Origin of the sequence: Wocania arenilitoris, assembly GCF_021728535.1 — a bacterium.
GTDB classification, from domain to species: Bacteria; Bacteroidota; Bacteroidia; order Flavobacteriales; family Flavobacteriaceae; genus Wocania_A; species Wocania_A arenilitoris.
This window is the reverse complement of record NZ_JAKKDU010000008.1, coordinates 20,134-44,537: the sequence shown is the minus strand read 5'-3', so window position 1 is coordinate 44,537 and position 24,404 is coordinate 20,134. Positions and strand designations below refer to the sequence as shown.

At 32.7% G+C, this 24,404-nt stretch carries 16 protein-coding genes and 1 tRNA gene; 12 read left to right on the top strand and 5 right to left on the bottom strand.

The window, feature by feature from the left end; translation table 11 throughout:
• Positions 1 to 3 precede the first annotated feature (3 nt).
• The 3 genes from L3X37_RS07950 to L3X37_RS07940 all read right to left on the bottom strand — a co-directional run bounded on the left by L3X37_RS07950 (position 4) and on the right by L3X37_RS07940 (position 2,873).
• Positions 4 to 369 (bottom strand): BlaI/MecI/CopY family transcriptional regulator, encoded by a 366-nt coding sequence (locus L3X37_RS07950; protein ID WP_237239640.1) that lies wholly within the window; start codon positions 367 to 369, stop codon positions 4 to 6.
• 82 nt (positions 370 to 451) lie between these two features.
• Positions 452 to 1,312 carry a DMT family transporter gene (locus L3X37_RS07945; protein ID WP_237239639.1) on the bottom strand — a complete coding sequence of 287 codons (861 nt, stop codon included), beginning with the start codon at positions 1,310 to 1,312 and terminating at the stop codon, positions 452 to 454.
• A 172-nt stretch (positions 1,313 to 1,484) separates the two neighbouring features.
• Positions 1,485 to 2,873 carry a dipeptidase gene (locus L3X37_RS07940; RefSeq protein ID WP_237239638.1) on the bottom strand — a complete coding sequence of 463 codons (1,389 nt, stop codon included), beginning with the start codon at positions 2,871 to 2,873 and terminating at the stop codon, positions 1,485 to 1,487.
• 101 nt (positions 2,874 to 2,974) lie between these two features.
• Between L3X37_RS07940 and L3X37_RS07935 the strand changes: the two genes are divergently transcribed.
• Positions 2,975 to 3,056 (top strand) — tRNA-Leu (locus tag L3X37_RS07935).
• 592 nt (positions 3,057 to 3,648) lie between these two features.
• Here the strand turns inward: L3X37_RS07935 and L3X37_RS07930 are convergent.
• Positions 3,649 to 4,554: a LysR family transcriptional regulator gene (locus tag L3X37_RS07930; protein WP_237239637.1), complete on the bottom strand. Its 906-nt coding sequence runs from the start codon at positions 4,552 to 4,554 to the stop codon at positions 3,649 to 3,651.
• Between the two features lie 81 nt (positions 4,555 to 4,635).
• Between L3X37_RS07930 and hutH the strand changes: the two genes are divergently transcribed.
• The 10 genes from hutH (at position 4,636) to L3X37_RS07880 (ending at position 22,393) form a co-directional block, all read left to right on the top strand.
• A complete protein-coding gene (gene hutH, locus L3X37_RS07925; RefSeq protein ID WP_237239636.1) occupies positions 4,636 to 6,126 on the top strand; it encodes a histidine ammonia-lyase in 1,491 nt (496 codons plus the stop codon).
• 7 nt (positions 6,127 to 6,133) lie between these two features.
• Positions 6,134 to 8,131, top strand: a complete 1,998-nt coding sequence (gene hutU / locus L3X37_RS07920) for a urocanate hydratase (RefSeq protein WP_237239635.1) — start codon at positions 6,134 to 6,136, stop codon at positions 8,129 to 8,131.
• Positions 8,131 to 9,369 carry an imidazolonepropionase gene (gene hutI / locus L3X37_RS07915; RefSeq protein WP_237239634.1) on the top strand — a complete coding sequence of 413 codons (1,239 nt, stop codon included), beginning with the start codon at positions 8,131 to 8,133 and terminating at the stop codon, positions 9,367 to 9,369. Before hutU ends, hutI begins: the two co-directional genes overlap by 1 nt.
• 9 nt (positions 9,370 to 9,378) lie before the next feature.
• Complete coding sequence (gene hutG, locus L3X37_RS07910; protein ID WP_237239633.1) at positions 9,379 to 10,377, top strand: formimidoylglutamase; 999 nt, start codon at positions 9,379 to 9,381, stop codon at positions 10,375 to 10,377.
• 221 nt (positions 10,378 to 10,598) lie between these two features.
• Entirely contained in the window at positions 10,599 to 14,642 is a 4,044-nt protein-coding gene (locus L3X37_RS07905; protein WP_237239632.1) for an FG-GAP-like repeat-containing protein, read from the top strand.
• A gap of 172 nt (positions 14,643 to 14,814) precedes the next feature.
• Positions 14,815 to 16,191: a TlpA family protein disulfide reductase gene (locus L3X37_RS07900; protein ID WP_237239631.1), complete on the top strand. Its 1,377-nt coding sequence runs from the start codon at positions 14,815 to 14,817 to the stop codon at positions 16,189 to 16,191.
• 17 nt (positions 16,192 to 16,208) lie between these two features.
• Entirely contained in the window at positions 16,209 to 16,733 is a 525-nt protein-coding gene (locus tag L3X37_RS07895; protein WP_237239630.1) for a protein-disulfide reductase DsbD domain-containing protein, read from the top strand.
• Between the two features lie 17 nt (positions 16,734 to 16,750).
• The gene (locus tag L3X37_RS07890) at positions 16,751 to 18,238 is read left to right on the top strand and encodes a hypothetical protein (protein ID WP_237239629.1); all 1,488 of its coding nucleotides are present in this window, start codon (positions 16,751 to 16,753) and stop codon (positions 18,236 to 18,238) included.
• A gap of 280 nt (positions 18,239 to 18,518) precedes the next feature.
• Positions 18,519 to 19,478 carry a hypothetical protein gene (locus tag L3X37_RS07885; protein WP_237239628.1) on the top strand — a complete coding sequence of 320 codons (960 nt, stop codon included), beginning with the start codon at positions 18,519 to 18,521 and terminating at the stop codon, positions 19,476 to 19,478.
• 128 nt (positions 19,479 to 19,606) lie between these two features.
• Positions 19,607 to 22,393, top strand: a complete 2,787-nt coding sequence (locus L3X37_RS07880) for an alpha/beta hydrolase family protein (protein ID WP_237239627.1) — start codon at positions 19,607 to 19,609, stop codon at positions 22,391 to 22,393.
• A 30-nt stretch (positions 22,394 to 22,423) separates the two neighbouring features.
• On the opposite strand, the gene L3X37_RS07875 is transcribed toward L3X37_RS07880, so the two are convergent.
• On the bottom strand, positions 22,424 to 23,074 hold the full coding sequence (locus L3X37_RS07875) for an RNA polymerase sigma factor (RefSeq protein WP_237239626.1): 651 nt from the start codon (positions 23,072 to 23,074) through the stop codon (positions 22,424 to 22,426).
• 97 nt (positions 23,075 to 23,171) lie between these two features.
• Here L3X37_RS07875 and L3X37_RS07870 point away from each other — a divergent pair, with 97 nt between their 5' ends.
• Positions 23,172 to 24,353, top strand: coding sequence for a FecR family protein (locus L3X37_RS07870; RefSeq protein WP_237239625.1), 1,182 nt, complete (start codon positions 23,172 to 23,174; stop codon positions 24,351 to 24,353).
• Positions 24,354 to 24,404 lie beyond the last annotated feature (51 nt).

Genomic DNA, 24,404 nt, shown 5'->3' with positions numbered 1-24,404 from the left:
AACTTATTTCTTTTTAATTTCGTTATCAATAAGAGTTTTTAAATCCTCTAATTCTTCTTTTGTAAGGTTAGTTTCTTTGGTAAAAAACGATGCAAATTGACTTGCGGAATCGTTAAAAAAGTTTTTTATGAGTCCGTTTACATGTTTAGAGAAGTAGTCTTTCTTTTTAACCAAAGGATAGTATTCGCGAGACTTTCCGAATAAATTGTAAGCAACAAAGCCTTTGTCGGTCATTCGTTTTAAAAGTGTAGCAATAGTAGTAGTTGCTGGCTTTGGTTCTGGATATGCCTCAAGTAAATCTTTCATAAACCCTTTTTCAAGTTTCCATAAATGATTCATTAAATCTTCTTCGGTTTTAGATAGTTTCATGCGCTACATTATTAGAATTAACTCTACAGATGTAGAATAAATATTTTAATTCTACAAACGTAGAGTAGTTTTTAAGAAATAATTATGATTTTCTAGATCGAATACTTTCTATAACAACGGTAGAGAGAATTATAAGTCCACCAAAAAAAGTATTCCAAGTAGGTATTTCGTTTAAAAATAAAAAGGCAATTATAATACCTAATATGGGTTGAATACTACTAATTATACTTGCCGTACTTACCGAAAAATGTTTTAAACTATTAACTAACATGGTATGCCCAATGGCTGTGGTAACTACTGCTAAAATAATAACATATGGAAACTGACTAGAAATACCCGATGTATCCATTAAAAACATCACAGGTGATAACACAATGCTAATAATACCAATTTGATATAGCATAATGGAGGTACTATTGTAGTTGCTAACAAGTTGTTTTGAAATGATATTACGAAGAGCGTAAAATAACGCCGAGGCTAACCCGAATAAAATACCTTTTACATGAGTACTTTCTAAACTAAATTCTGGTGCTAATATGTAAATGCCTATTAATACCATAACACCAAGAAGAATATAAATAGGATCGAATTTTACTTTAATAAATAAAGGCTCTAAAAAGGCGGTAAATATTGGGTAAACAAATAGCGAAAGCATACCAATTGCTACGTTTGATAGTTTTAATGCATAGAAATAAGTAATCCAATGTACAGCTAAAAATAGACCACTAATTATAAAAGGAATGATTTCTTTTTTTGATTTTATTTTAAGATTAATTTTTTTATATCTGCAAAAGGCATAGAGTAAAACGGCAGCAATAATAGAGCGCCACCAAATAATAACTGGAATAGACATGTTGATGTATCTGCCTAAAGCTCCAGAGGTACTTATAAAAAGGGTTGCTAATAAAAGTAATAAAAGGTGTTTGCTGTGTTGATTGTTCATTTAGTTACGCCTTTTGTGTTAGCGATTGAAACGGTTAGCTTTTGGCGAGGCGAGCATCGAGCCAAAACTAGTAGTGAAACATTTATGTTCATGAATTCCAATTTATCAAATAATAAATTATGAATAAAAGCGCGACCCCGCCATTAAAAGGGGGGGGTAAACACCCAAAAAATTACTTTGAAAGCTCTGTAAAATATTTATAAAATAACGGAATGGTTTCGATACCTTTTAAGTAGTTGAAAATTCCGAAATGCTCATTGGGAGAGTGAATAGCATCGCTATCTAGCCCAAAACCCATTAAAATGGTTTTACTTTTAAGTTCTTGCTCGAATAGCGATACAATTGGAATACTGCCGCCACTACGTTGTGGGATTGGGGTTTTGCCAAACGTGTCTTTGTAAGCTTTACTTGCTGCTTGATAGCCTATGCTATTTATGGGTGTAACATAACCTTGCCCACCATGATGAGGTTTTACTTTTATGGTAACTCCATCTGGAGCAATACTTTCAAAATGGGTTTTAAATAATTGGGTAATTTCTTCCCAGTCTTGATGCGGAACTAAGCGCATAGATATTTTGGCATAGGCTTTACTTGCTATAACGGTTTTTGCGCCTTCTCCTGTGTAGCCGCCCCAAATGCCGTTAACATCTAAAGTTGGACGAATGGAATTGCGTTCGTTTGTGGTGTATCCTGCTTCGCCGTAAACGGCATTAATATCTAATGCTTTTTTATAGTTTTCTAAACTGAAAGGTGTTTTAGCCATGTCAGCACGTTCTTCTTTTGAGAGTTCTTCCACTTTATCGTAAAATCCAGGAATGGTAATGTGATTGTTTTCGTCGTGAAGCGATGCAATCATTTTGGCTAATATGTTTATAGGATTTGCTACAGCACCGCCATATAAGCCAGAGTGCAAGTCGCGGTTTGGTCCTGTAACTTCAACTTCTACATAACTTAACCCTCGTAATCCTGTAGTAATAGAAGGAACGTCTGAAGCTATCATTCCCGTATCAGAAATAAGAATAACATCATTTTTTAACTTGTCTTGATTTTCTTTTACAAATATGGCAAGGTTTGAGCTTCCTACTTCTTCTTCACCTTCTATCATAAATTTCACATTGCATGGTAGCTGATTGGTGCTCGTCATAAATTCCAATGCTTTTACGTGCATATACATTTGCCCTTTATCATCACAAGCACCACGTGCAAAAATGGCACCTTCAGGATGTTTTTCGGTTTCTTTTATAACAGGCTCAAAGGGTGGTGAGTGCCATAAATCTAACGGGTCTGGTGGTTGTACATCGTAGTGTCCATAAACTAAAACTGTTGGTAGATTTTTATCTATTATTTTTTCGCCATAAACAATAGGGTAGCCATCGGTTTTACAAATTTCAACATGGTCGCAGCCCGCTTTTTTCAAGCTAATTTTAATCTCATCAGCAGTTTTTAAAACATCATTTTTATAAGCTGAGTCTGCACTAATAGATGGGATTTTTAATAGCTCAATGAGCTCGTTTAAAAAGCGTAGTTTATGTTCTTTAATGTATGAATTAACGTTGTTCATGGTGAATTTATAAAGTTCTTACCAAAAGTATAAAAAAAGAATGTTTTTAATGATAAACAGGTTTGCAATTTAAAAATGTTGTTTATATTTGCAGTCCTTTAGCGGGCGTGGTGGAATTGGTAGACACGCTAGACTTAGGATCTAGTGCCGAGAGGTGTGGGAGTTCGAGTCTCCCCGCCCGCACAAAAAGTCGAAGAGAAATCTTCGGCTTTTTTTGTTTAAAATCGTTAACAATTTTCATTCAGGTACAACATTAGGTACAACATTTTGCTATTTTCGCTGACTTAATTTGAAATGATGAGTTTTTAATATATTTAATATCAAAAACTAATATCTTATTCTGCTATTGATATTTTTTCGAAAAATTAGAGTTTTTCTTCGTATCAAACTCTTAAATTTAGTAGCTCAAATATTTTATGGTTTATAACTAATTGAAAGTGTTAAACTCATAACCCGAAGGTTACTGGTTCGAGCCTAGTTCCCACTATTTGTAGAACCTTCTACCTTTTAGGTTGGAGGTTTTTTGTTTTTCAGTTGGTTCAGATAAATTTCGTTAAATGTTTCACTATTATTTCACTTAATTAAATTAGTATTTGAAAAAGTAAAGTAAATGGTGGTATAATGGAAGTGGGTTTAAATCTGGGGTGAATTTATAGCTTTTACAGATGGGAGAGATGGAAAGATACGGTTTAAACGTCAACATATCCATAAGGAAAAATACTCAAACCTAAAAAGGGTTTAATGATGAAGAATTGCGCTTCAATTTTGCTAGTCTTTACTGCAAATTGAAACCTTTATTTTGATTAATGGTTTTTAAAAAAGGTGCAAGAGATGGGTTTCTGTTTTTTTTATTCCATACTGCTGAAAGAATAGTTTGATGTTTAATATTTTTGAGCTCAATAAATTTAACCTTCATGTTATAGCCCATTTGCAATGATTTAGGAACTATTGAAATACCAAGATTGTTCTCAACTAATCTATATATAGAACTGGCATGTATGGTGTTATGTGAAACAATAGGCGTAAACCCACTATCATCAAAAATTTGCATAACTTTTTCGTAGTATGATGGACTATAAGAGGGGTCAAACATAATAAAAGCTTCGTGCTTTAATTGACTCATGCTCTTAAAATTCTGGGGATCTATAGAATGGTTTTTAGGTAATACCAAACAAAAATTTTCCTTTAAAACAGGAAGTGATTTTAAGTTTTTAGGAATTCTTTCCAATCGCACAAAACCCACATCAATGTCTTTAGATAACAATCCATCAATTTGTCTATGATTATCCATTTCTTTTAAATCAAAAACAATAGTTGGATGCTCTTTTTTAAATAGCAATAATAAATTTGGAATTAGCTGTTGTATGGCAGAACCTACATATCCTAAGTTTAAATTTCCATCAATGCCATGATGCAATAATTTTCCATGATTTAATATATGATTTAACTCTTTTAAATTGCGAGAAATTTCAGCTTTTAGATAAGCTCCTGCTTTCGTTAATTCTACTTTTCTATTATGCCGCTCAAACAAAACAACTCCTAAATCATCTTCCATTTGTTTTATTTGCCTACTTAATCCTGGTTGAGATATAAACAATTTTTCTGCTGCTTTTCTAAAATGTAACTCATCTGCAACAGCTAGAAAATATTTGAGATGACGTAACTCTAATTGATGACTCATGGTTATTAAATGTTATATATAATGATATTATAAAGCATCAAAATTAATGATAACTTTACAGAAAGTAAAATTAAAAATAAAATGTTTGCATACGGAACAGAACAACTAACAGTAGCTAAAGTAATTGCGATAGCTAAAGGAATTTTAAAAGCAGGTTTAACACCAGAAGTTATAGATAAAGTAAACGCCTGTAGAAAAAAGGTAGAAATAATGGCCGCTTCAGATAAAGCGGTGTATGGTATCAATACGGGTTTCGGACCTTTATGCGATGTTCAAATAACACCTGAGCAAACGAGTAAACTACAAGAAAATTTATTAATTACACATGCGGTAGGTGTTGGAAATCCGATAGAGAAAGAATTGTCTAAAATCATGATGATATGTAAAGTACATGCTTTATGTCAAGGTTTTTCTGGAGTACGACTTGAATTGATAGAACGTATCCTTTATTTTATTGAAAACGATTTACTTCCTATTGTTCCTGAGCAAGGTTCTGTAGGTGCCTCTGGTGATTTAGCACCATTATCTCATTTATTTTTACCGTTACTTGGTGAAGGCGATTTTTGGATTGGAGATGATATTATTCCTGCAAAAGAAGTGCTCGCTAAACACAATTTACAACCTATGCAATTACAAGCTAAGGAAGGTTTAGGTTTAATAAACGGAACACAATTCATACTTGCGCACGCGATCAAAGGCTTGCATAAAATGGAATACTTGCTTGACTTAGCAGACGTTTCTGGTGCAATGAGTTTGGAAGGTTTTCAAGGAAGTTCATCGCCATTTAAAGAAGCATTGCATACAATTCGTCCGTTTAAAGGGAGTTTAAAAGTAGCAGAACGTATACGTATGTTATTGACAGATTCTCAAAATGTAGAAAATCATTTAGATTGTGAAAGAGTTCAAGATCAATACTCTATACGTTGTATGCCACAAGTACATGGAGCTTCGAGAAATGCATACTATCACTTAAATGAATTAGCAGAAATTGAAATGAATTCAGTAACGGACAATCCTATTGTACTAAGTGAAACCGAGGCGATTTCTGGCGGAAACTTTCATGGACAACCTTTAGCAATGGCATTAGATTACGGTTCAATTGCTGCTTCAGAATTAGGGAATATTGCAGACAGACGCTGTTATTTGTTATTAGAAGGAAAGTACGGATTGCCAAGGTTATTAACTTCTGGCGGTGGATTAAATTCTGGTTTTATGATTCCACAATACACAACAGCGGCTTTGGTTACAGAAAATAAATCTTTGTGTTTTCCTCCTTCTGCAGATAGTGTTCCAACATCTTTAGGACAAGAAGATCATGTTTCTATGGGAAGTATTTCTGGGAGACAGTTCAATCAAATATTAGGAAACATTGAAAAAATATTGGCCATTGAATTGATGTATGCTGCACAAGCATTGGAATTTAGAAGACCAAATACTTTCTCTGGTATTATTGAAGAAAACTTCAAAATCATCAGAGAAAAAGTAGACAAATTGGAAGATGATAGAATATTAAAAGACGATATCTACGCAATGATCACTTTAGTAAAAAACAAATCTTTAATAGTTAAATAAAAGAGATATGACATTTAAAGAACAAATCATACAAGGAATTCCAACTAAATTACCATTGAAAAGAGAATATCCTGCAAATGTAAATAGAGCTCCTAAACGAAAAGATATATTATCAAAGGAAGAAAAACAATTGGCAATTAGAAATGCTTTACGCTATTTTCCTATAGATTGGCATCAAGAATTGGCAGTAGAATTTTCGGAAGAATTAAAAGGTTATGGGCGCATCTATATGTATAGATTCAAACCAGATTACAAAATATATGCAAGAGATATTGCTGAATATCCTGCTAAATCAACTCAGGCAGCAGCAATTATGTTAATGATTCAAAACAATTTAGATCCTAAAGTTGCACAACATCCAGAAGAATTAATTACCTACGGAGGAAATGGTGCTGTATTTCAAAATTGGGCACAATATCTATTGGTAATGCAATATCTAGCAACCATGACCAATGAGCAAACTTTGCATATGTATTCTGGACATCCTATGGGGCTGTTTCCATCTTCAAAAAATGCTCCAAGAGTTATTGTTACAAACGGAATGATGATTCCGAATTACTCTCAACCAGACGATTGGGAAAAATTCAATGCCCTTGGTGTTACACAATACGGGCAAATGACGGCAGGTTCATTTATGTATATTGGGCCACAAGGAATTGTACACGGAACAACGATTACTGTAATGAATGCTTTCCGTAAAATATTAGCTAAAAATGAATCTTCTAAAGGAAAAATATTTTTATCAGCTGGTTTAGGAGGAATGAGTGGAGCACAACCAAAAGCAGGAAATATTGCAGGTTGTATTACTATTTGTGCCGAAGTAAATCCTAAAGCGGCAACAAAAAGGCACGAACAAGGTTGGGTAGATATTTTAATAGATACTATAGATGATTTATTAATTAGAGTACGACAAGCACAAGCAAATAGCGAAGTAGTTTCTATTGCCTATATTGGTAATGTGGTTGAAATTTGGGAGCGCTTTTATGAAGAAAATATCTTTATTCATCTTGGTTCAGATCAAACTTCATTACATATTCCTTGGACTGGTGGGTATTATCCTATTGATATTTCTTATAAAGAATCCAATAGATTAATTCGAGAAGAACCAGAGATATTCAAACAAGAAGTACAAAAAACATTATGTCGTCATGCAGCAGCTATTAACAAGCATACAGCAAGAGGAACTTATTTCTTTGATTACGGAAATGCCTTTTTACTGGAGGCTTCCAGAGCTGGTGCAGAGGTAATGGCAGAAAACGGTATAGATTTTAGATATCCATCTTATGTACAAGATATTTTAGGCCCTATGTGTTTTGACTATGGTTTTGGTCCTTTCCGTTGGGTTTGTGCTTCAGGAAAATCAGAAGATTTAGATGCTACTGATCAAATTGCTGCGGAAGTATTGCAAGAAGTTATGGAAAATTCTCCTGAAGAAATCCAGTTGCAAATACAAGATAATATCACTTGGATTAAAGATGCCAAGAAAAATAAAATGGTTGTAGGTTCACAAGCACGAATTCTATATGCTGATGCTGAGGGTCGTTCCAAAATTGCAGAAGCGTTCAATAATGCGATTGCCGTGGGAAAAATAGGACCTATCGTTTTAGGTAGAGATCATCATGATGTAAGCGGAACAGATTCTCCATATCGTGAAACTTCTAATATTTATGACGGTAGTAAATTCACCGCAGATATGGCAATTCACAATGTGATTGGAGATAGTTTTAGAGGTGCAACTTGGGTTTCTATTCACAATGGTGGTGGCGTAGGTTGGGGCGAAGTCATGAATGGTGGGTTTGGCATGTTACTAGATGGAACTCCAGAAGCCGAAGTACGTTTAAAATCGATGTTATTTTATGATGTAAATAACGGCATAGCTCGTAGAAGCTGGGCAAGGAACCATGAAGCTTTATTTGCAATTAAAAGAGAAATGGAAAGAACACCAAGTTTAAGGGTCACCATTCCTAATCTTGTCGATGATGAAATTATAAATAATTTATTCTAATGGCTACACTTTTTAAAAGCATAAAGGAGTTAATTCAAGTTCGTAATGAACCTATTTCTTTTATTTCTGGAAAAGAAATGAATGTGTTACCTACCATTGAGGATGCTTTTCTTGTGGTAGAAAATGGATTAATAGTCAATTTTGGATCTATGGACGACTGCCCTACTGATTCTTATGATAATATCATTGATGCCACAGGTAAAATGATCTTACCTTCTTGGTGTGATTCTCATACACATATTGTCTATGCTGGAAATCGCGAAGGGGAATTTGTAGATAGAATTAATGGATTGTCATATGAAGAAATTGCCAATAATGGTGGCGGAATTTTAAACTCGGCTAAAGAACTACAAGAAACCTCAGAAGAAGGTCTATACCAACAAAGTAGCAAACGACTTGAAGAAGTAATTCAACTCGGAACTGGTGCTATAGAGATTAAATCTGGATATGGATTAACTACGGATGCAGAAATAAAAATGCTACGGGTTATCAAGCGACTAAAAGAGAATTACCCAATTCCTATCAAAGCAACATTTCTAGGTGCACACGCAGTTCCAACAAATTTCAAAAACAATAAAGAAGGCTATCTACAATTATTAATTGATGAAATTATGCCAAAAGTAGCAGATGAAAACCTAGCTGATTATGTTGATGTATTCTGTGAAACAGGTTATTTTTCAGTTGCAGATACTGAATTAATTTTAAAAGCAGGAAAACAATATGGACTCGTACCTAAAATTCATGTCAACCAATTCACAGCAATTGGTGGTGTTAAGACAGGAGTTAAATACGATGCACTTTCAGTAGATCATTTAGAAGAAATGAGAGAAAAAGATATTGCTATTTTAAAAGGAACAAAGACAATGGCCGTAGCTTTGCCAAGTTGTTCCTATTTTTTAAGCATTCCGTATGCGCCTGCACGCAAGATGATTGACGCTGGACTTCCACTAGCATTGGCAACAGATTATAATCCAGGATCTACACCTTCAGGAAATATGAATTTTGTGGTAGCAACAGCGTGCATAAAAATGAAAATGACACCAGAAGAAGCGATCAATGCAGCAACGATTAACGGTGCGTATGCAATGGGCCTTGAAAAAGAAGTTGGTTCAATTACCAAAGGAAAACGTGCCAATTTACTATTGACAAAATCCATTAATTCTTATGGTTTTATTCCGTATTCATTTGGTGCACATCAGATAGAAAAAGTATACTTAAACGGTGTAGAAATAAAATAATTTTTAGATTTGAAAAAAAACAGCTATCAACAAACAAATATTGATTATCAATCTGGACAAAAAATCTATTGGACTGGAAGAAAATCAAATCCAGATTTAGGGAAACAATATTGGCATCAAGAGATCGAGTTAATCGACTTACATCACATAAAAAAAGAAAACAATATCGATATTGCTTTATTAGGTTATGTGTGTGATGAAGGTGTACGACGAAATTTAGGAAGAATTGGTGCCGCACAAGGTCCAAAAATGCTAAGAGAAAGTTTAGCAAAATTGCCTATTCATTTTGACGGAAAACGTGTAGTAGATGCTGGAGATATTATTTGTATTGAAGAAGATATGGAATCTTGCCAACAAGCATTTGCCAATACCATTTCCCAATTAATCTCTCAGCAAATTTTTCCTATTGCAATAGGTGGAGGACACGATATGGCTTATAGTCACTTTATGGGAATTCGTGATGCTGTAAAAAACACTTCCAAAAAGAAAATTGGAATCATCAATTTCGATGCACATTTTGATTTACGTCCTGTTGAGAAAAAATCAAATTCAGGAACACCTTTCAACCAAATTATTTCTGAATTAGAAGCAACTAATGAATCTGTAGATTATTTTGCAATTGGAATTCAGAGACAGTCAAATACCAAAGAACTGTTTGAAATTGCAAAAAACGAGAAAGTAGATTACGTCGTCAATTATGATTGTGAATCTTCCTCTGAGGAAATGAAAGTATTGAAGGAACGATTGATTCCATTTATTGCAAATAATGATTATTTATACATTACCATTGATATGGATGGGTTTTCATCGGCCTATGCTCCTGGCGTTAGCGCTCCTTCTCCATTGGGTTTTACGCCATATTTTGTGTTTAAAATGTTACTTTTTTTATTCGATACCAAAAAGGTGATTTCATGTGACATTGCTGAATTGAACCCTACATTGGACAGAGATAATGTAACGGCTAATTTGGCAGCGAAATTGGTGGATTTTATTGTAATGCATAAATAAAGGAACTGTCATTAATGAAAAAGAAAAAATTATCATTTAAAAATTGAAAACACCGACCAAAAAGCTTTTAAAAAAAATCAACCCTTTGGAGATGATACAGAGGCGTATCTGTAATAGAATAAATAAGTTTATTGTAATTTGTTATTGTTTTCAATCTTTTACTAGGGTAAACATCATTTATCGCGTAATATTATTGTAATTAAATAGTTTCAAATTGAATTATGAGTCATTATAATATCAAACCTTTTCTTATTGGTACAATAATATTTCATTTTTTCATCCTATTTGGGTACGCACAAACTTTCACTAAAACAAGTAACAGATTTGGTGGTGCCGAATTCGAGGACAATGTTGGGGTTTCTGTTGCTGATTATGATAATGATAATGATTTAGATTTATTTGTAGTTTCCAGTTCTTTAGATGAGGATGGAAAACCATTTACACATAGTAGATTATTTAAAAATAATAACAATGGCACATTTTCAGACGTCACACTCGAAGCCAGATTAAATAATTTATATAGCGAAGCTATAGGTGAAGTAAATCAGATACCTGCATATATAGGATACAAGTTTGGTGCTTCATGGGGTGATTTTAACAATGATGGATATCCAGATTTGTTTTTAACGAATGCTTACAAAGTACAATTGTATAAGAATAATGGGGATGGAACATTTGCAAATGTTACCACCAGTGCAGGTTTCCCATCAATTGACAACTGTGCAAATACTACCGCCACTTGGTTTGATTATAACAATGATGGATTTTTAGATATTTACATAGCAGACTTTAAATCTGGTTGTGGCAACAGGTTGTATAAAAACTTAGGTAATGAAACATTTGCAGAAACTACTGAAAATGTTAACCTGCATAATGAAGACAAAAACTCTTTTATGGCTATTCCTATTGATGTTAATAAAGATGGTTATATGGATTTATACGTTACAAATGATTTTTCCCAAGGAAATGATTTATACATAAACTATAATGGCAGTTGGTTTATTGAAAGTTCCAGTAGCTATGGGTTAGACATAAATATTGATGCCATGGGAATTGCCGTTGGAGATTATAATCTTGATAATATTTTAGATTTTTATATCACAGACACTGTAACAAACACAATTGTTGAAGGAAATTCAGATAACACTTTTCAATATTTCGGAACTTCAAATATTTATTTGCCTACAGATTGGGCTTGGGATACTCGATTTGCAGATCTTGATAATGATGGCGACGATGACCTTTTAGTATGTACTGGAGAAACAATACTTGGAGAAAAGGTAAATGTAATTTACAAAAATTTATACGCAAACGGTGTAAACAGTTTTGAAAACATTACAGCAGCATCAGGTATAGGTATTGAAAAAACAGTATCATATTCCTCAGAAGTTTTCGATTATGATAATGATGGTGACCTTGATATATTTTTTTCAAATAGTTACTTCAATACTCCTTCTTCATTTTATGACAATAAATTGATTAATGGTTTTCAAGAAACAAATTTAAATTGGATTAAAATTAAACTAAAAGGGGTTTCTTCTAACAGAGATGGTATAGGTACCAAGTTAAAAATAACAACAACTAATGGCTCTTTTATAAAGTACTACTCAGGCATGGGATTGTATTCTCAGAGCCTACAATCTATTCATTTTGGTTTGGGAGAAACAGAACAGGTAACTTCTTTAAGTATTGAATGGCCTTCGGGAATTATTGATAATTATTCTAACATTAATGCTAATTCCCATATACAGGTTACCGAAGGAGTTGATTATCAATACTTAGGAATAACACCTAGTATAAAAACCATCGGTTGTACCGACCCAAACAGTTGTAATTATAATCCATTAGCCACATTAGAAGATGGTTCTTGCTCTTATTTAGAATCTAAATTAATTACAGGCAGTGATACAAGTTATTTTTTAAGTGAAGAAAATTACACCTATCCACTAGGTTCAAATTCTACTATAGTATGGCAAGCAGAAGGAGGACACATACTAGAAGGACAAGGAACTAATACTGTAAAAATCAAATGGAACGTTGCCAGTACGGGTAAAGTAATAGCTACAGAAACAGATGGCTGTTCAACTTTGCCAATAGAATTGAATGTTTCATTGTCTTCTGCAAATGTATCGGTTAATGGAAATGCATCTGTTGCAAGACTTTGGAACGAAGTCTTACTTGAGGCCATAAGAAATGATTATGCTAGGCCAACTGTACATGCCAGAAATTTATTTCATGCCAGTATTGCTATGTACGATTCTTGGTCTGTTTATGACACTTCAGGAAGAAGTAAAACCTATATGTTGGGCAATCAATTAGGTAATTATACTACTTCTTTTGCCGGATTTACGAATACAGGTAATCTTGATGAAAATAGGCTAAAAACATTAAGTTATGCCATGTATCGCCTTTTAAAACATCGTTTTGAAAATTCGCCAGGAGCAGATGAATCATTTATTTTATTTGATTTACTTATGGATGAAATGGGCTATGATAAGGCATATACATCTACAGACTATAGTACCAACGATGCTGCAGCACTAGGTAATTATATTGCATCAAATCTTATTAATTTTGGTTATGTAGATGGATCTAGAGAAACAACAGGCTATGACAATGCATATTATGCACCAGTAAATCAACCTTTACCAACAGACCTACCAGGAAATACAACAATAACAGACCCTAATAGATGGCAGCCATTAAGTTTAGAAACATTTATTGACCAAAGCGGGAATTTAATTCCAGGATCTACACCAGATTTTTTGAGTCCAGAGTGGGGAAATGTTGTTCCGTTTTCATTACAAAATAGCGATAAAAGTGTGTTTTCAAGAAGTGGGTCATCTTACAATGTGTACCACAACCCAGGAACACCTCCTTTACTAGATATTAATACCGAAACCGTTTCTGGAAATAATTATAAATGGGGATTCTCTTTAGTCTCTATTTGGGGATCACATTTAGACCCAACAGATGGTGTTATGGTAGATATTTCACCAAAATCTTTAGGTAATATCGCTATTAGCCAACTCCCTACAAATGTAAATGATTATCCAGATTTTTACAACACGTTTAACGGTGGTGATATAGGTAGTGGCTATGCAATAAATCCACATACAAATGCGCCATATACAGAACAACTTGTACCAAGAGGAGATTATGGAAGAGTTCTAGCTGAGTTTTGGGCAGATGGTCCAGATTCAGAAACACCACCAGGGCATTGGTTTACACTTTTAAATTATGTAAGTGATCATGAGTTATTAGTAAAAAAGTTTGAAGGTGAAGGTGAGGTGCTTTCAAATTTAGAATGGGATATTAAAAGTTATTTTACGTTAGGAGGCGCTATGCATGATGCAGCTATTGCAGCATGGGGAATAAAAGGTTGGTATGATTATTTAAGACCAATTTCAGCGATTAGATATATGGCAGAAATGGGGCAAAGCACCAATAATGCCTTAAGCAATTTTAATGTTGCTGGAATTCCTTTAGAAGATGGTTTTGTTGAAATGGTAGAAACAGGAGATCCTTTAGCAGGAAATAATAATGAACATGTTGGAAAAATTAAATTATTTACATGGAAAGGACATAGTTTTATTGCAGACCCAAGTACAGATATTGCAGGTGTAGGATGGATTTTAGCAGAAAACTGGATGCCTTATCAGCGCCCAAGTTTTGTAACACCACCATTTGCTGGTTATGTATCTGGGCATTCAACATACTCAAGAGCAGCAGCAGAAGTTTTAACAAGAATTACAGGTGACGCTTATTTTCCTGGAGGTATGGGAGAGTTTGTTGCTAAAAAAGATGAATTTTTAGTTTTTGAAAATGGGCCTTCTCAAGATGTTACGCTACAGTGGGCAACTTATAGAGATGCTTCAGATCAATGCAGTCTATCTAGAATTTGGGGAGGCATTCATCCACCAGCTGATGATATTCCTGGTAGAATTATTGGAGAGCAAATTGGGCTAGATGCTTTTGATTATGCCAAGGGTTATTTTGATCATACCCTTTCAACCAATAATTATAATGTTATAAAAAGAAATGTTTTTCCAAACCCTGTTATAGAAGATTTTATAAGGATTAGTAATACATTAGAAACCGATAAATTTTCTTTGGTAGATGTGAACGGAAAAAGTATTAAAATTCCTCTTAAAGAATATAACTCATCAAACAAAATAACAGAAATGCACATACCAAAAAGCCTATCTAAAGGTATCTATTTTTTAAGTGTAAATAAAGAGAAATATAAAATTATACTCTTATAAAATAAAAAAAAGAGGCACTATACTTAAAATAAGTATAGATAGATTAAAATTAAAACAACATTTTCTATTCTTTAAAAAGCCAATTTTATGTTAAAGAATAAAATTTTAATAGGGTAAACATGTTGTTTTTTGTAATAAAAGCATAAATAATTAAAAATAGATACTTACCAAAATGAAAAACTTACTCTTATTTCTATCAGCAATTGTATTAATTACATCATGTAAAAAAGAAACTCCCATTGATTATGCTATTATTTCTGGCAAAATTTTAAACTCTGATGCTAAAGAACTTTCAATTTCTAGTGCAGACAGAAAAATAAAAAAGAAGCTTAAAATTGATAGCGAAGGAAATTTTAAAGACACTTTAAAAGTAGATGCTGGAATGTTTAGTTTCTACGATTCTAAAAATTACAATAGCTTTTATGCAGAAGCAGGTAATACTATACAAATAAATTATGATGCTAAAGACTTTAAAAACTCTTTAAATTTTTCTGGATCTGGTAGTGACGTTAGTAACTATTTAATTGAAAAAAACAAAATATCTTCAGAATTAACAGGAGAGAGGAAAGAGTTGTTTATATTAGAAGAAGCCGCATTTAAAGCTAAATGTAACGAGGTTAAAAAAAGTTTAGAAAATTTACTTTCAACTACTAACATTGCTTCTACATCTTTTAAAGCTAATGAAATAAAAGATATTAATTATAACTATTTGAATTATATAAGCATGTATGAAAGATCGCATGCGTACTATGCTAAAATAGAAGACTTTAAAGTATCTGAAGGCTTTGAAGATGAATTAAAAAATATAGATTATAATAACGAAAATGATTTTAAATTTTCTTCTATATATAAAGGTTTAGTAAGTGCTCATTATAGAAAATTAAATTCAGATTTAATAAAGAATGACTCTGTAGACAGAACCCTTTCTTATTTAAAAACAGTTTCAAAGGCTCCAAATGAAAACATTAAAAACACTTTATTGTTTGATGAGGCTGTATATAGCATAAAGTATGCAGACGACGTTGAGACATACTATAAAATATTTACAGAAGCGTCTACAGACACAGAAAACAATAAGACCATAACAGAAATTTACAATAATTTGAAGCATTTATCTAAAGGGAAAGTGTCTCCTAAATTTGTAAATTACACGAATTATGCAGGAGGAAGAACATCTTTAGATGATTTAAAAGGAAAATATGTTTACATAGATGTTTGGGCAACATGGTGTGGGCCTTGTAAATATGAAATTCCCTTTTTAAAGGAAGTTGAAAAAAAATATCATGGAAAAAATATTCATTTTGTAAGTCTTTCGGTTGATAAAATTAAGGACAAGGAGAAGTGGATGAACATGGTTAAAGATGAAGAGCTTACAGGCATCCAATTATTGGCTAATAATGATTTCAATTCAGACTTTGTTAAAGGCTATATGATTAATGCTATACCTCAATTCATTTTATTAGATCCTGATGGTAATATTGTAGATAAAAATGCACCAAGGCCTTCTAGCAGCCAATTAACTGAATTATTTAATGAGCTAAATATATAGTAAGGAATTTATTGATAATGGTTTTTAAGACAATTAACAGATATAACTTTTTAATCCTTGCCCTGATTACTCAAATAAGTTTTGCTCAAAGCACAAATATATCTTCAGAGTTTAAGAAGAAAGTGGAAGTAGCTTCATCCGAGCTTTTTACATCACCATCGGATCCTATGAATCCTGTATCTGTAAATGCCACACTTGTTTGGTCTGAAGACAAAACGCAAGTAGCTATTGTGCTGAAAGCTAATATAGGTAATGAGTGGCATATTTATGCATATGTTCCAGAAAACCAGCCATATATTGCATCTAGATTAGAATTAGAACTTCCTTCTGGAATTAAAGCTATAGGTGAATGGGAAAAACCATATAGTGAATCTTATGGTGATGATATTTATGTATATCGTGGAGCACTGGTTTTTGTGCAATACTGTTCTGTAGGTTATTACACAAAAGGTTCTAAAATTAATTGCGGTCTGCATTATCAAACCTGTAACCTTAGAAAGTGTTTTCCGCCACAAACAAAATCAAAATCATTTAAACTATAATTTAACAATAAACAGAAATGAGGCGTCTTTTTAAAAGTGTAATTTTAATAACCTTAACAATTACAATAACTGTACCTTCATTTGGGCAGGACAAAAAATCTGATTTAAAAATTTTATATGTTGGTGCTAATCCTGACAAACCTTTATCTGAAAGAGAAAAAAGGTATGCACTCAATCCAGAAAGAAAATTGGAACTCCAAAAAAGAAGGGCAACAGATTTTAACAATTTTCTAAAACAATACTTTCAATTTGTAACTGTGATTTATGGAGATGAATACACAGAAACTATGTCGGCTGATTTTGATGTAACAATAATTGACACTTACCTAAAGCATTATGGAGGGGGCTATGAAAGAGATTCAACAGGACAAGTAACAGGTTATAAACCACGAAAATATTTAACAGAGAACTTTGACTATGCGACCATTATGATAGGAGAGCCTTCGGCTTTTATAGGTGAAGGCCGACAACTTAAAATAGATCATTTATGTCTTTGTTTAGATGCTCATGCTCATAGCATGAAAACAGAGCATGTAATTTTCAACAAGCCATTTAAAGTTGATATTTCTTATGAAGAACGTGAAACACCTGGAAGTTTCAAAGCAAGATATAGTGGAAGAAATTTAGGAAAAAAAATGAAAATGTGGCGCATTCAAACCGAAGGGTATTTAGACGGTAAAGGATTTCCCATTGGTTTGGTATCAACAGGGTATGGTTTTGAAAATGGTATAGATGCAGAGTGGATTTCGGGAGGTGTTAACTCCAAAGGAGTAATTGCAACTGCACTAGGGCGTCATGCTAATTTCTTTCATTGGGGATTTGCTGCCGCACCAGAGTATATGACTTCAAGCGCTAAACTTGCTTTTATAAACGCTATACACTATATCGCACAATTTAAAGGTGAGCAACAAATTACTAGAAAAATAAAAATGATGCCGCTGCGTCAATACGAAAGAGAGCAACAATGGACAGTTTCTGATCGTGGTTCTGAAGCTTGGTTACATTACGTTAATAAAGATACCCTTAGACAACGCCTAAATAAAGAGAAGGCACAAAAGAAGCAAAAAGCCGGCGAGAAACTGAATGAATTAGAAAAAATACACTTACAAATGCCTATTAGAAAAGAAACTCGTGAGTGGACCATTCGCCATGAACCAGATAAAAGAAAAGAAGCTTTTGGCAAAGACTGGGTGAAGTATGAGAATTTCTATAAAGAGAATATGGGGTACTTATATCCAGTAACATATAAGCACTATTATAAAACTGATGTTGATAAAGACGCCAAGGCTTTAGGAATTCCAAATAATGATATTAAACTTCTAGATACAGCTGTAAACATGCTACTAAAAGGTGATCGTGTAGACATGGCAAAACGTCTGTTAATAAGGTACACCGGCGAATCTTTTGAATCGGTCAATGATTGGGAAAAATGGCTTAAAAAGAACCGCAGTAGGCTTTATTTTTCTGAAGGTGATGGCTACAAGTACATTGTTCTACCAGATTAAAACCCCTTCAAAAGTAAATGCAAAATATAAGTTGGTAGAACAATGTACTTGTAGCTAAAAGTTATGGGGTTCCTCATTTACCAACTACATTTTTGATAGATAATAACAACACCATTCTTTTAAGAAATCCAACCAAAGATGAATTGGATACTAAGTTAAAGAGGGTCTTCGGATATTAATGAAGAAAAAAACAAAAAATCTTATAGGGTATTTTAAAATTCTACGTATTTATAATAATAAACCACAGAACAACATAAATTAACAACTAACAATTCTAATTATGAAAAGAGAAATAATTTTTAAATATTTTTTATTTTTTAGTGCCATTTTTTTACTAAACTCTTGTGATGAAAGTGATGATTCAGTAATTGAAGAAGTAGTTAACTGGAAAGAACAAACGAGAATTGCGTTCACTCCAGTTGAAGATAAAGAAACTTTTATTTGGTATCACGATTTGCTAACAAATGAAGACTATTGGGCAACCGATGAAGTAGAAATAAACATGAGTCTAAAATCTAATGTTTCAGCAGAAAACTTTTCAAAAGTAGATTTTTATCTTACTGTTGAAGAAAAAGATGGTTATAATTACACCGCTCCATTTAATACAACTGGTAAGATGATAGGCTCAGTAAATGTTCCAGAGTCAGGAGAATTTACCTTTAATATTAAAGGTGATGATGCTTACGGACTATATTTAAATGACTTTAAAAATAGTAGATCTAGTGTTTTAGCTAGAGAAGGTGATATATTTTTACTATATTATGTGATTACAGCCAAGGATGGTACTACATTAGATTCTAGAAAATCCACTAAAGTGGGTAACCGATTTGGAATGAAAGTTAAAGTTGAAGATTACGCACCACCAGTATGGGAAGGGACTTTTGATTTTGAATGGATTGAAGTTAGTGGAGGAGCCGCAACTTATGGAGGTGTTTTTGTGGGTAAAACAGGATCTGTTAATATAACCCATTTGGGCAACCAAGTTTATAGTATGTCAAATCTTTTGTGGGACTATAAATATGGTACCTCAGGTAAAATATTCTTCGACTTTTTATCTGGAGAAACCTATGTTTCAGGTAACTCTTCAGAGCATTGGACGATTTCAAATATCAATGGCTCTTCTATGGATATTGAATTTTGGTATTCTTACTCCGATGACTATGATGAAACAGGAACAGTTAGATTTACAAGAACTGATGGAGCGGATTGGCCTTCTAACATCTATTCTAGATCTAGATAATAGATTAAGATATTAATTATCATATGGGGAGCTATTATCTCCCCTTTTTTTATACTCAAATTTCAAAATTAAAAGCTTACCAAAATAAAGTTGTAAACCTATAAATAAACCATTAAAATAAAAACATTATGTTTAACAACACACCTCTAAAGTTATTGATTTTTAATTTATTAGTACTTATATCTATTGGTAACTTTACAGTTATCGCTCAAGAAATTAAAAAAGATTCTTTAAAAACGCTTACACCAGATGATTACGGTCAATGGGAAAGTTTAAGTGGTGTTTCTATTTCAAAAAACGGGAATTGGGTTACATACAAAACAGTGACTCAAGATAAAGATTACATAACCCAAATTTTCAACACGCAAGATAAAGCAACCCAGGCATTTCCCAACACCACAGCCGCAACTTTTTCTAATGAAGGTGAATGGGTGAGCTTAACAAAAGTACCCACAGGCAAAGAAGCTAAAAAGCTGTCAAAAAACAAAAGTAAAGACAAAAAGAAGCAACCTACGAAGTCTTTAATCTATAATTTAGTTAGTAAAGATACTCTAGAGCTTGAAGGGTTTCAATCTATTACTTTTTCTAATACAGGATCATATGCAGCTATGAAACGTAATGAAGGTAATACCCTTATTATTAAAAACCTTAAGTCAGGTCATGAAATAAGTTTCGGTAATGTTAAAACCTATAGTTGGCAAGAAAACAATGCTGTTATAGCTATGATAATAGATACTAAAGACAAGATTGGTAACGCTATTCAAATTTACAATACTAAAACAGAAGTATTGAAAGTTTTAGACCAAAAAAATGCAGCCTACGTTAGTTTGAAATGGTTGGAAGACAGTGATGAATTATTTGCTGTGAGAAAACATGAAGATGAAAATTACGAGAATGAAACGTATCATTTATTATTATGGAAAAATCTGAATTCTAAAAAACCCTCATTTTATGTTTTTGACCAATCTCAATTTAATAATTTTCCAATAAACACTAGAGTCTTAAATAGTAGAATTACTGTTTCTAAAAATGCCAACTCTATTTATTTCACAACTTTTAGTTGGCAAAAAACGAAATCTGAAGAGGAAAAGAAGTCAATAAAAAAAGATACTCTTTCAAAAGAAAAAGAAACTCCTAATAAAAAAGAAGAGGCTCCCGATGTAGAAATCTGGAACAGTAAAGATTTGGTTATTATCCCAGCTCAGAAAAAAAGTAAAATGAAAGGTATAGAGCAACCTTTAAATGCTGTTTGGCATATTAATGAGAATAGATTTGTTGTTTTGGGAGACGATTTAGTTGAAACTATTCAGGTTCAGGCTGACAATAAAATTGTTATAGGTTTGGATGGGACCCCTTATGATTTTGAAGCCATGTTTGGCAGACCGAGCTATGATATATATACTGTTAATAACATTACAGGTGAGAAAAACAAAGTACTTGAGAACGTCACTAAAGTTTGGAGTGTAAGTCCAAACAATCATTTTTTCAGCTATTTAAAAGAGGATAATATTCATTTGTATGATATTACTAAAAAAACATCAACAAATATTACTAAAAACTTAGATGGAGTATTTATAAATTTTGATGACGACCATCCGTTACCCCAAAAATCTGCATATGGCTTTGAGGTTTGGAGTAAGGATAGTAAAAGTTTCTTTATCTACAGCAAGTTTAATGTATGGCAGATTTTCACAAATGGTACCCCTTCAAGAAAAATAACCCATGGAGAAAAAGACAGTATAGTTTATAGAATTATAAAACTTGACAGAAAACAAAAAGAACTAAATGTTGAGAAACCAATGTATTTCTCAATGTATGGTTTGTACACAAAAAAAACAGGATATGCTAAGGGAATCCCTGGTAAACCAATCAAAATGCTCATCTATGATAATGCTAGAATTTCATTGGCTTCTTCAAAATTAGAAGATTCAGGTAAAATGCTAATAACAAGACAATCTTATAAAGAATCTCCAAATCTTTTCTTAACAAATACCTTATTTAGATCTCCTGTTAAAATTTCCAATACCAACGCATTCCAAAAAGATTATGCTTGGGGCAGAGCAGAATTAATTGAGTTTGAAAATGCTCTAGGAAAGAAGTCTCAGGCCATATTATATTATCCTGCTAATTATGAAAAAGGTAAAAAATACCCTATGATTACCTATGTATATGAAAAACTAACCAATGGCTTTCACAGATATAAACCTCCATCTAAATATGATTATTACAATACAACCGTATGGACTCAAAATGGTTATTTTGTTTTAAACCCAGATATAGATTTTATTACAGGAGAACCTGGAACATCATCAACAACTACATTAGAAAATGCTGTAAAGACGGTAGTTGAAATGGGAGATGTAGATGCTAATAAAGTTGGTTTGATTGGTCATTCATGGGGTGGATACCAAGCAGGTTTTGTACCAACTCAAACCGATATTTTTGCCGCTAGTGTGGCTGGAGCAGGATTAACAGAATTAATTGCTATGAACTTAGCCGTTACACCTGCCTTTGGTGGAAGACCTGAGAATGATCATTTTGAAGTAGGTCAAGAACGAATGGGGTCTGCTCCTTGGGTTTCACCTAAAAACTACATAAGAAACTCATCTGTTATGCAAATTGAAAAGCTAAATACACCATTGCTTTTTGAGGTCGGAGATAATGATATGAACGTAAATTGGTCTCAAGGTATTGCATACTATAATGCAGCTAGACGAGCTAATAAACCTTTTGTATTATTAGTTTATGAAAAAGAAGGGCATGGACTAAGAAAAGACAAGAATAGACATGATTATCAGCAACGTATTTTGAAATGGTTTGGACATTATCTCAAAGGGGAAAAAGCTGAAGATTGGATTATAGAAGGCATCCCCTATGATGAACAACAGAGAAGACTAAAGAACTGGAAGGAATAGCAGTAGCTATTTTCAAGAAAAAAACCTCTTTTAGAAAGTTTTAAAAGAGGTTTCCTTTGAATATTTAAACCACTTAACATATGGCTTAGGCATCAAATTATTTACTAAGAAGTTCAAAAACAACAATAAAGGACCATTTTTGCTTATTGCGTTTCTTATTTTTTTGAATGCAATTGACATTTGAGACTCAACAGCTTTTTCCGTTATTTCTAGCATTTGCGCAATTTCGTAATATTTGTATCCTTGCAGCTTACTCATTTTAAAAATCTCCTTGCAACGAGGAGGTAAGTTTTCTATCGCGGTAAAGACTTGTTTTAATCGCTCCTCTTTTATATCATTACTTGTATCGTCTTGTACATCAGTTAATGTTTTATAGGTTAAAGAATCTATCATTTCAGATTTTTTTTTATTTCTCCTATAATCGTTAATATAAGTATAATAACCAATCTTATACAAATATGCAGACAAAGACTTTTCACTGTTAATACTCTTTCTCGCATCCCATAGTTTAACAAATGCATCTTGAACAATATCTTGTGTTAGCACTGAATCATTTGTATAACTATTTATAAAGGCAGTAAGTCCAGCTTGGTGCTTTTCAAACAAAGTCTTAAATGCTAAAGAATTACCACTCTTAAAGTTTTGTATTAATAATAAGTCGCTTTCGTCGTAAATTTTCATTAAATTGATACTAAAATTGTAAAACTATAAAAAAAAAACAAGAATTATACTAGGGTATTTCTAAAACCAATTGTACAACTAATATATTAAAAGATTTATGATTAAAAGTAATATAGAAAAGCTGATAATTAAGTATTGCATCAATCAGATTAATTCTGATGAACTAGACATACTAAATAGTTGGTTGAATGAAAAAGAAAGTAATAAAATTATTTTCAAACACTACATTGTTACAAATTATAGCATAGAACACTATAAATCTGTAAATGCTAGTAATCTTAAGATTACGTGGAGTACCATCGAAAGTAAAATTAAACCTAATAAAAGAAAAAGGTCTTACTGGAAATATGCTGCTGCCGCATCTGTAATGCTATTCATAAGTTTATCTATTCTGTTTATAAAAAATAGAGAACAAGATATACCTTCCAATATCATTACAACTACACCTCCAACTTTAATTAATAATGATATTGAAATTGGATCGAAGAAAGCAACATTGACTCTAGAGGATGGATCCAATATCTTTCTTGAAAAAGGAAAAGACTTTGTAAGCAATAACCTAAAAGCTGATGATAAAGGTATAGTTTACAAGGGTGCTAAAGTTTCAAAAAATAAAATTCAATACAATTATTTAACTATCCCCAGAGGTGGTGAATTTTCTATAAAATTACCTGATGGCTCACAGGTTTGGTTAAATTCTGAATCTCAACTTAAATATCCTGTTGCTTTTGCTAAAGGAGAACCCCGTAAAGTAGAGTTGGTATATGGAGAAGCCTATTTTAAGGTGTCTCCTAGTACTAATCATGATGGCTCAAAGTTTATTGTTAATACGCAAATGCAAGAAATTGAGGTCTTAGGTACTGAGTTTAACATTAATGCTTATAAAGACGAACCATATATTTATACAACTTTAGTAGAGGGTAGCATTGCAATTAACAATAGTTTAAACATGGCTATTTTAAAACCCGGGGATCAGTCTGAAATAAATATTGCAGACCAAAATAGCACAATTAACATTACTCAAGTTAATGTGAAAAAAATTATCTCTTGGAAAAAAGGAATTTTTACATTTTCTAACCTACCCTTGAAAGAAATAGCAAAAGTCCTATCTAGATGGTACGATGTGGATATAATTTTTGCAAACAAGGAGTTAGAAGACATTCGCTTTAATGGAGTGTCGAGTAAAAAACAAAATATAGAAGAAATATTAATAAATATAAGGAACACTAATTTTATAAATAATTATAAAATAGATGGAAAGACAATTTTTATAAGGTAAAAAGCAAAAGGAAGTAAAGTTTTATACTTACCACAGAACAACCCTTTATCT

What these genes read in the sequence shown, in the direction of transcription:
- L3X37_RS07875 (WP_237239626.1), bottom strand. Translation starts at nt 23,074, where the DNA reads ATGAAAATTTACGACGAAAGCGACTTATTATTAATACAAAACTTTAAG.
- L3X37_RS07885 (WP_237239628.1), top strand. Translation starts at nt 18,519, where the DNA reads ATGAAAAGAGAAATAATTTTTAAATATTTTTTATTTTTTAGTGCCATT.
- L3X37_RS07940 (WP_237239638.1), bottom strand. Translation starts at nt 2,873, where the DNA reads ATGAACAACGTTAATTCATACATTAAAGAACATAAACTACGCTTTTTA.
- L3X37_RS07900 (WP_237239631.1), top strand. Translation starts at nt 14,815, where the DNA reads ATGAAAAACTTACTCTTATTTCTATCAGCAATTGTATTAATTACATCA.
- L3X37_RS07945 (WP_237239639.1), bottom strand. Translation starts at nt 1,312, where the DNA reads ATGAACAATCAACACAGCAAACACCTTTTATTACTTTTATTAGCAACC.
- hutI (WP_237239634.1), top strand. Translation starts at nt 8,131, where the DNA reads ATGGCTACACTTTTTAAAAGCATAAAGGAGTTAATTCAAGTTCGTAAT.
- L3X37_RS07870 (WP_237239625.1), top strand. Translation starts at nt 23,172, where the DNA reads ATGATTAAAAGTAATATAGAAAAGCTGATAATTAAGTATTGCATCAAT.
- hutU (WP_237239635.1), top strand. Translation starts at nt 6,134, where the DNA reads ATGACATTTAAAGAACAAATCATACAAGGAATTCCAACTAAATTACCA.
- L3X37_RS07890 (WP_237239629.1), top strand. Translation starts at nt 16,751, where the DNA reads ATGAGGCGTCTTTTTAAAAGTGTAATTTTAATAACCTTAACAATTACA.
- L3X37_RS07905 (WP_237239632.1), top strand. Translation starts at nt 10,599, where the DNA reads ATGAGTCATTATAATATCAAACCTTTTCTTATTGGTACAATAATATTT.
- hutH (WP_237239636.1), top strand. Translation starts at nt 4,636, where the DNA reads ATGTTTGCATACGGAACAGAACAACTAACAGTAGCTAAAGTAATTGCG.
- L3X37_RS07880 (WP_237239627.1), top strand. Translation starts at nt 19,607, where the DNA reads ATGTTTAACAACACACCTCTAAAGTTATTGATTTTTAATTTATTAGTA.
- L3X37_RS07895 (WP_237239630.1), top strand. Translation starts at nt 16,209, where the DNA reads ATGGTTTTTAAGACAATTAACAGATATAACTTTTTAATCCTTGCCCTG.
- L3X37_RS07930 (WP_237239637.1), bottom strand. Translation starts at nt 4,554, where the DNA reads ATGAGTCATCAATTAGAGTTACGTCATCTCAAATATTTTCTAGCTGTT.
- L3X37_RS07950 (WP_237239640.1), bottom strand. Translation starts at nt 369, where the DNA reads ATGAAACTATCTAAAACCGAAGAAGATTTAATGAATCATTTATGGAAA.